This is a genomic window from Streptomyces sp. rh34 (genome assembly GCF_002551245.1).
In the GTDB taxonomy this organism is placed as follows: Bacteria; Actinomycetota; Actinomycetes; order Streptomycetales; family Streptomycetaceae; genus Streptomyces.
This window is the reverse complement of the sequence record NZ_NTGZ01000013.1, coordinates 48,739-56,915: the sequence shown is the minus strand read 5'-3', so window position 1 is coordinate 56,915 and position 8,177 is coordinate 48,739. Positions and strand designations below refer to the sequence as shown.

9 protein-coding genes are annotated in these 8,177 nt (G+C 71.8%); 6 read left to right on the top strand and 3 right to left on the bottom strand.

Going from position 1 to position 8,177, the window contains the following annotated elements:
- Both CR470_RS05255 and CR470_RS05245 read left to right on the top strand, forming a co-directional pair.
- A partial coding sequence (locus tag CR470_RS05255; RefSeq protein WP_306667787.1) for a 2'-5' RNA ligase family protein occupies nucleotides 1-281 on the top strand: 281 nt, incomplete at its 5' end.
- Nucleotides 282-484: 203 nt separating this feature from the next.
- Nucleotides 485-1,474: an aldo/keto reductase gene (locus CR470_RS05245; RefSeq protein ID WP_097866404.1), complete on the top strand. Its 990-nt coding sequence runs from the start codon at nucleotides 485-487 to the stop codon at nucleotides 1,472-1,474.
- 71 nt (nucleotides 1,475-1,545) lie between these two features.
- Here CR470_RS05245 and CR470_RS05240 read toward each other — a convergent pair whose 3' ends face one another.
- Entirely contained in the window at nucleotides 1,546-1,911 is a 366-nt protein-coding gene (locus CR470_RS05240) for a hypothetical protein (protein ID WP_179892143.1), read from the bottom strand.
- Between the two features lie 232 nt (nucleotides 1,912-2,143).
- Here CR470_RS05240 and CR470_RS39395 point away from each other — a divergent pair, with 232 nt between their 5' ends.
- Both CR470_RS39395 and CR470_RS39390 read left to right on the top strand, forming a co-directional pair.
- Complete coding sequence (locus tag CR470_RS39395; RefSeq protein WP_179892142.1) at nucleotides 2,144-2,929, top strand: hypothetical protein; 786 nt, start codon at nucleotides 2,144-2,146, stop codon at nucleotides 2,927-2,929.
- Nucleotides 2,930-2,994: 65 nt separating this feature from the next.
- Nucleotides 2,995-3,933, top strand: coding sequence for a hypothetical protein (locus CR470_RS39390; protein WP_179892141.1), 939 nt, complete (start codon nucleotides 2,995-2,997; stop codon nucleotides 3,931-3,933).
- Nucleotides 3,934-4,009: 76 nt separating this feature from the next.
- Here the strand turns inward: CR470_RS39390 and pip are convergent, their stop codons facing one another.
- The gene (pip, locus tag CR470_RS05230) at nucleotides 4,010-4,984 is read right to left on the bottom strand and encodes a prolyl aminopeptidase (RefSeq protein WP_097866403.1); all 975 of its coding nucleotides are present in this window, start codon (nucleotides 4,982-4,984) and stop codon (nucleotides 4,010-4,012) included.
- An 89-nt stretch (nucleotides 4,985-5,073) separates the two neighbouring features.
- Here pip and CR470_RS05225 point away from each other — a divergent pair, with 89 nt between their 5' ends.
- On the top strand, nucleotides 5,074-5,529 hold the full coding sequence (locus CR470_RS05225) for a VOC family protein (RefSeq protein ID WP_097866409.1): 456 nt from the start codon (nucleotides 5,074-5,076) through the stop codon (nucleotides 5,527-5,529).
- Nucleotides 5,530-5,539: 10 nt separating this feature from the next.
- Nucleotides 5,540-6,031: a hypothetical protein gene (locus CR470_RS05220; RefSeq protein ID WP_097866402.1), complete on the top strand. Its 492-nt coding sequence runs from the start codon at nucleotides 5,540-5,542 to the stop codon at nucleotides 6,029-6,031.
- A 47-nt stretch (nucleotides 6,032-6,078) separates the two neighbouring features.
- On the opposite strand, the gene CR470_RS05215 is transcribed toward CR470_RS05220, so the two are convergent.
- A complete protein-coding gene (locus CR470_RS05215) occupies nucleotides 6,079-8,157 on the bottom strand; it encodes a serine/threonine-protein kinase (RefSeq protein WP_097866401.1) in 2,079 nt (692 codons plus the stop codon).
- Nucleotides 8,158-8,177 lie beyond the last annotated feature (20 nt).

Here is an 8,177-nt window from a genome sequence, read left to right as displayed (position 1 = left end):
GGCTCGACACGCTGCGACTGCTCGCCGAGCGCGCCGACGCCGCGGGCCGGCGGGCCGGGCTGCCGATGGAGGAGCACCGCCGCTACGCCCCGCACCTCACGCTGGCCCGGAGCCGGGGCGAGGCGGACCTGAGGCCCTTCACCGCGGCGCTGGCGGGGTTCGAGGGGGAACGCTGGGAGGCCGGTGAGCTGAGTCTCGTACGGAGCGATCCGCCGGTGTCCGGGGTGCCGGGGGAGCAGCCGCGCTACGAGGTGGTGCGGGCCTGGCCGCTCGGCCGGTGAGCGGTGCCGTTACGCTCGAAGGGTGGACCCGAAGACCAGAAACCGCATCATGGCGGCCGTGCTCGTGCTGATGTTCGTCGTCGTCGCCGTGGGGGCCGCCCTGGGCGGCTGACACCGGCCGACCGCCGGGAAGACATGCCCGTCCGGCGCGTCCGGGGGACACACTTGCCTGGAGTGGACTCGAAGGAGTTGGCTGGGGCGTCATGAAGTACACACAGCTCGGACGCACAGGACTCAAGGTCAGCCGACTCGTCCTCGGGACGATGAACTTCGGCCCGCAGACCAACGAGTCGGACAGCCACGCGATCATGGACTCCGCGCTCGGCGCGGGCCTGAACTTCTTCGACACGGCCAACGTCTACGGCTGGGGCGAGAACAAGGGCCGCACCGAGGAGATCATCGGCACCTGGATCGCGCAGGGCGGCGGCAGGCGCGACAAGGTGGTCCTGGCCACCAAGATGTACGGGAACATGGCCGCCGACGGCGACGCCTGGCCGAACCACGACAAGCTCTCCGCCGTGAACATCCGGCGCGCGGTCGACGCCTCGCTCAAGCGTCTCCAGACCGACCACATCGACCTGTACCAGTTCCACCACGTCGACCGGGACACGCCCTTCGACGAGATCTGGCAGGCGATCGACGTCCTGGTCCAGCAGGGCAAGATCCTGTACGCCGGTTCCTCGAACTTCCCCGGCTACAAGATCGCCCAGGCCAACGAACAGGCCGCCCGGCGGGGGTCGCTCGGCCTGGTCAGCGAACAGTGCATCTACAACCTCGTCGAGCGCCGCGCCGAGATGGAGGTCATCCCGGCCGCGCGGGACTACGGCCTCGGCGTCATCCCGTGGTCGCCGCTGCACGGCGGCCTGCTGGGCGGCGTCATCAGGAAGACGGCCGAGGGCGGCCGCCGCGCCTCGGGCCGGGCGGCCGACGCCCTGGCCGACCCCGCCACCCGGTCCCAGCTCCAGGCGTACGAGGACCTGCTCGACAAGCACGGCCTGGAACCCGGCGAAGTGGCCCTGGCCTGGCTGCTGACCCGCCCCGGCGTCACGGGCCCGATCGTCGGCCCGCGCACCGCCGACCAGCTGGACAGTGCCCTGCGCGCCCTGGAACTGGACCTCCCGGAGGCCGTGCTCACGGGCCTGGACGAGATCTTCCCGGGCCCGGGGCCTTCGCCGGAGGCGTTCGCCTGGTAAGACCGTGAGCGCAGAGAAAGGGGGCCTCCCGTCGCAGTGACGGGAGGCCCCCGGTGCCGCCGGCCCGTCCGTCAGCTGAGGGCCTGGAAGTCCAGCCAGCCGCTGGTTCCGACGGCTACGCCCTTGCCGGAGATGCTGGGGTAGACGTAGAGCTTGTCGTCGCCGCCCGTGGCGAAGACGTCCGCCTTGCCGTCCGAGCCCGCGTCGGGGAAGGCGGTGAGCAGCGGGCGGTGGGTGCGGGACCAGCCGGTTCCGATGACGGTGGAGGCGGGACCGCTGCCGAGGCCCTGTCCCGCCGGGCCGGTGCCTTCGTAGAGGCGGAGCTCCCCGCCGGTCCTGTGCCGCGCGAGGAGATCGACCCGCCCGTTGCCGGTGCGGTCACCCGGCGCCGCCAGGTCGTAGGACGACCAGGAGCCGTCGCCGACGAGGGCGGGCAACAACTTCTACGCCCAGCCCGCCGCCAAGATCGACTTCACGAACAGTGAGCGCTGCCTGAGCGACTGCGGAACCTTCGACAAGGCGCACGCGAAGAACTGGCCGGACGTCCCCTTCGACCGCTACTGCGCCTCGGGCACGGAGTGCAAGGACCGCTGTTCGCCGTCCTTCTGGAGCCGGACGCGGCTGACGAAGATCGACACGTCGGTCCTCGTCGGAACCGCCTTCAAGCCGGTGGACACCTGGGCCTTCACACGGCGCTGCTACCCGGTGAAGTGGTCGCCGCCGAACGCGCCGGCGGCGAACTACGAGCCGTACCTCGACTGGTTCCACACCTACGTCGTCACCCAGATCCTGGAGACCGACAGGACCGGCGGGGCACCCGCCAAGCAGACCGACTACACGTACCTGGACGGCATGGGCTGGACCAAGTCGAAGGACGACGAGTTCACCGACGCCAAGCACCTCACGTACGGCGACCGCAGGGGATACGGCCGCGTCCAGGTGCGCAGCGGTGTCGCCCCCGACAAGCGGACCCTCAAGGAGTACCGCTACTTCCGGGGCATCGACGGGGCCGCGGTCAAGGACCACGAAGGCATCGCCGTCACCGACAGGGAAGCCTTCGCCGGGATGGCCCGGGAAGAGGCGACGTACAACTGGGACGGCGGCAAGCTCGAAACCACCACCAGCCACGAGCCGTGGCGGTCGGCCGCGACGGCCACGGAGACCCGTGCCGAAGGACTGCCCACCCGCTACGCGTACGCCACGGCCGGCAAGAGCGAGCAGACCCGTACCGCCGTCGGCACGGGCTGGCGCGGTACCCGCACAGAGCGCACCTTCGACGCGCTGGGCCAGACCCTGACCGAGGCCTCGCTCGGGGACACGGCGAAGACGGGCGACGAGCGGTGCACCACCACCACGTACGCCCGTAACCCCTCGCTCAACATCCTCACCACGGTCTCCGAGACGAAGACGGTGGCCGGGCCTGCGGCACCACACCGTCCCTCCCCGGGGACCTGATCTCGTCCGCGCGGCACTTCTACGACGGTGCGACGAGCCTGTCCACCCCGCCGGTCAGGGGTGACGTGACCCGGCTGGACGAGCAGGACGCCAAGGGCACGGGGCGCCTCACGACCGCCACCCACACCTACGACCGGCACGGCCGCGAGAAGACCTCGACGGACGCGCTGCAGGCCACCACGCGGACCGACTACACCCCGGCCACCCTCAAGGCGCCGACGACGGTCGCCGTGACCAACGCCAAGGACCACGTGGCCACGACCACGCACGACCCGGTCCGGGGAGCGGTCACCGCGACGGTGGACGCGAACGGCAAGCGCACCGACACCGTCCACGACGGTCTCGGCCGTGTCCTGAAGGTGTGGGAGCCGGGCTGGCCCAAGGCCGCCCACGAGGACAAGCCCTCGGCGGAGTACGGCTACGTCGTCTCCAGGACCGATGCGAACACCGTCGCCACCAGGACGCTGAAGCAGAACGGCGCCTACACCACCACCTACGCGCTCTACGACGGTCTGCTGCGCGAGCGGCAGACGCAGGCCCCGGCCACCGGCACCCAGAACCGGATCATGACCGAGACCCACTACGACACCCGTGGCTGGGCCTGGCAGACGTACGCCCCCTACTACGCCGAGGGCGCGCCGTCGGCGAAGCTGTCCTCCGCCGCGGTGAACACCGTGCCGGCGGCGGTGCAGAACCACTTCGACGGGCTGGGCCGGGTCACGGACGCGCTGTCGGTGAAGTTCGGCGACGAGCAGTGGCGCAGCAAGACGGTGTACGAGGGCGACCGCACGACCGTCATCCCCCCGAAGGGCGGAACGGCCACCACCACGGTGACCGACGCGCGTGGCCGCACGACCGACCTTCCGCAGTACACGAACGCCCAACGCACGGCGTCCCAGAAGACGACCTACACCTACGGCAAGTACGATTACTGCCCGCACGGAGAGTGGGCGGGGCGACGTCGCTCCGCAGGCTTGATGTGGATGGCCTTCAGCGGCAGTTGACGTCACTCTCAGCACAGTTCGTGCTCGACCACGTCGGCCGCCGGTTCCTTGAGGAGCCGACGACCGGAGTCGTTCATCAGCCCTTTCCCGCGAACCCGTCCAGCGCCCCCAGCACCGCCCGTCGGGTCTCCGCACCGCCCGTGTGCCCCGCGTTCTCGATGATCGTCAGCTCGGCGTCGGGCCAGGCGCGGGCCAGTTCCCAGGCGGTGGTCAGGGGGCTCGCCAGGTCGAAGCGGCCGTGGATCAGGGCGGCCGGGATGCCGGTCAGGCGGTGGGCGCGGGCGAGGAGGCGGCCTTCCTCCAGCCAGGCTCCGTGGGCGAAGTAGTGGGCGCAGATCCGGACGAACGCCTGCTGGGCGCGGTCCGGGCGGCTGCTGTACGGGGGCGGGCCCTGGGCCGCCTCCATCGAGACGACCGCGTCCTCCCAGGCGCACCAGTCGGCCGTGGCCCTCTCCCGTACGGCGGCGTCCCCGCTCTCCATGCGGCGGGCGTACGCCGCGACCAGGCCGGCCGGGTCGGTTGTCTCGGGGACGCCCCTGCGGAAGGCGTCCCAGGCCTCGGGGAAGAGTTGGCCCACGCCCCGGTAGAGCCAGTCGATCTCGCTGCGGCGGGTCGTCGTCACCGCGGGGATCACCGCCTCCGTGACCCGCTCCGGGTGCTCCTCGGCGTACGCCAGGATCAGGGTCGAGCCCCAGGAGCCGCCGTACAGCAGCCACTTGGCGATGTTCAGGTGTTCCCGCAGGCGTTCCATGTCGGCGATCAGGTGTGCCGTCGTGTTGTGCGACATGTCCGTCGCCGGGTCGCTCGCGTGCGGTGTGGAGCGGCCGCAGCCCCGCTGGTCGAAGAGGACCACCCGGTAGCGGTCCGGGTCGAAGTACCGGCGGGCGCGGGGTGTGCAGCCGGAGCCGGGGCCGCCGTGCACCACGAGGGCCGGCTTGCCGTCCGGGTTGCCGCACGCCTCCCAGTACACGTGGTTGCCGTCGCCGACGTCCAGCATGCCACTTTCGTACGGTTCGATCGGGGGGTAGGCGTCGTCCGGTTCGCGGTGCACGGCGTTGTTCCCCTCGGTGCGGCGGGTGGCGGGCGGTGGGCCACGTTACGCGGATGCGACTGTCGGTGGCGTCCCGTACGGTCCTGCCCATGACGACAGCACGTATCGATCTGACCCTTGACGCCGGCGACGCCCAACTCCTGTCCGCCTTCTGGAAGTCGGCACTGGGTTATGTGGACCTGCCCCCGCCGCCGCCGTTCGCGACCCGGGAGGAGTGGCTCGCCCAGTTCGAGCTGCCGGAGGGCGAGACGGTGGACGCCGGGGCGTGGCTCTGCGACCCGGACGACGTCGGCCCCCGGCTCTCCATCCTCAAGGTCCCCGAGCCGAAGACCGCCAAGAACCGGCTGCACATCGACGTCCGGATCGCCGGCCACGGAACCGTCGCCGAACGGTGGGACCGCATCCGGGCGGAGGCCGCGCGGCTGGTGGCGGCCGGCGGGTCCGTGCTGGCGGAGGTCGACGAACACCATGTGGTGATGGCCGACCCGGAGGGCAACGAGTTCTGCGTCGCGGCGGCCAGCGCGCCCACCCAGGCCGCCGCGTAGCCTGGACGCCGTGAACGCCGCGCCCCGCATTCTCGCCGTCCTCGACGAACTGCTCGCCTCCGCCGCACCCGACGACCGCGGTGCGCTCTGGCACCTGGCCGAGCCCGGGCGGGAGCTGGACGCCAATCTGGTGCGCCTGCCGCCGGGCGCCGAGGTCGGTGAGCATCAGGAGGACGTGCTCGACGTGCTCCTCGTCGTGCTGGAGGGCCAGGGGAGCGCCAGGACGGCGGAGGGCGGGCCGGTCCTGGAGCTGGGGCCCGGCGCCGTCCTCTGGCTGCCCCGCACGTCACGGCGGGCGCTGGTCGCCGGGCCCGACGGGCTGGTGTACCTCACCGTCCACCGCCGCCGCCCCGGCCTCGCGATCAAGCCGCCGGCCGGGGCGTACGAGGGGGGCGAGGGGCCCTGCATGCTGGACCGGGTCTGCCCGGGGTGCGGGCGGCTGTCCCAGGACCCCGCACCGGTCTTCTGCAGTCGGTGCGGGGAGCGGTTCCCCGAGCGCTGAGCCCATGAGCCCGTCGTTGTGTCGCGCGCTCCGCGGGCGCCGCGGCCTCAGGACTGCTTGCACTCCGTCAGGTCCGGGCGGCCCGGCGGGTTCTTGTTGCCCACCAGCCCGGACAGGTTCTCCTTGTACATGTCCTCCCAGATCTTGCCGCCCAGGATCGTGCGGAGCGCCGAGCACACCTCGTCCTTCAGGATCGGGGTCTTCGGCCGCATCGCCACGCCGTAGCCCTCGGCGCCCTGGATGTTCTCCAGCCGCCGTACCTTGCCCTGGTTCGCCTCGACGTACCCCGCGAGAATGATGTCGTCGGAGGCCACCGCGTACACGTCGGACTTGGGGTCCAGCAGCTTGTCCAGGCAGTCCTGATAGGTGTTGGGCTGCGACTTCGCCATGGTGAAGCCCTGCTTCGGCAGCGCCTTCTCGTACGTCGACTCCCGTGCCGTGCAGACCTCGACGCCGAGGTCCCGCAGGTCGCTGGAGTCGTTGATCGTGTACTTGCTCGACTTCTCACGGACCAGGAAGCCCCGGCTCGCCTCGTAGTACGGGCCCGCGAAGTCCACGCTGTAGCCGCCGGGCGAGGCGGTCTTGCGGTCGTCGGTGATGCTGTACGACGCGATGACCAGGTCCACCTGCTTGGTCTTCAGCGCGGTGCTCCGGTAGTCGGTGGCGACCGTGGTGAAGGCCACCTCGCCCTTGCCGTAGCCCATGCTCTCGGCGATCGCGTACGCCAGGTCGATGTCGTAACCCTGGTACGTACGCGACTTCTTGTCGAAGATGCTCAGCCCGGGCTGGTCGTCCTTGACGCCGATCTTCAGGGTCGGGTGCGTGTCCTTCCACCGCTCCTGGGAGCCGCTGCCCGCCGCGCCCTCGCCCTGGCCCCGCACCGAGCCGGTCCGGTCGCCGCCCCCGCTCTTCTCGCCGTCGCCCCGGGAGACCATCCAGCCCGCGCCGGCCAGCAGGGCCACGCACACCACCGCCGCGACCGGCTTCCAGCCCCGGTACCGGCCGGTCGCCGCGGGAGCGGGCGGGGGTGTGGGCAGCACCGATGCCGGTGCGGGCGGAGGGGCGGCGGGACCGGGCGCGGGGGCGGGCGTCGAAGGGTTCGGTGTGGAGACGGCCGTCGGCGGGTGCGTCGCCGACGCGGCCACCGCCGCGTTCGGCGCGGAGGGGTCCGTGAGCACCTCGCGGAGCATCGCCTCGGCCGTGGCCGCGTCCAGGCGCTCCCGCGGATCCGTGATCAACAGCCCCTGGATGACCGGCGCGAGGGGACCGGCGTAGCGGAGGGCCGGGTCGGGGGAGTGCCGGATGTTCTCCTGGACCTCCCAGACCTCGTGCCCGGCGAAGGGCACCCGGCCCTCGACCATCTCGTACAGGGTGATCCCGAGCGCCCACAGGTCGGAGGCGGGGGCGGGGCCCGGGGAGGCGGGGGCGAAGAGCTCGGGCGCCAGGTAGGAGGGGGTGCCGATGACGCTTCCGGACCGGGTCACACGGTCCGCGCCCTCGAAGGTGGCGATGCCGAAGTCCACCAGGATCGCGAGACCGTCGTCGCGGACGAGGACGTTGCCCGGCTTGACGTCGCGGTGCACGACCGATGCCGCGTGGACCGCCCGCAGGCCCTGGAGGACCTGGAGGCCGATGTTCGCGGCCCTCGGCACGGCGAGGACGCCGTCGCCGCTCAACAGGTCCCCCAGGGACCTCGCTTCGAGCAGCTTCATCACGATCCAGACCTGGTTGTCGGTCTCGACCTGGTCGTGGACCGTCACCACGTTCTGGTGCTCGATCTTGGCGATGGCCTCCGCCTCGCGCCGCGCCCGCTGCAGCGCCGCCGTCTGCGTGGCCGCGGTCATGGCGTTCCGGTCGAGCAGGCCCTTCACGGCGACGAGCCGGCGCAGTCGCCGGTCGTGAGCCTTCCAGACCTCGCCCATTCCGCCGCTGCCGATCGGCTCCAGCAGCTCGTAGCGGCCGTCGATCACGGTCCGGGGGGAGGGCTGCGCGCCGTGCGGCGGTGGCGTGCTCGGCCACTCCTGCGGCGCCACGGCGTCCGGCCGCCGGGGGGCGTCGCCCGACCGGCGGTCCTCGGGACCCCAGGCCCCGTCGTCCGCTCCGCCGGCCCTGTCTTCGTTGTGCATACGACCCCCTGTGCACTACA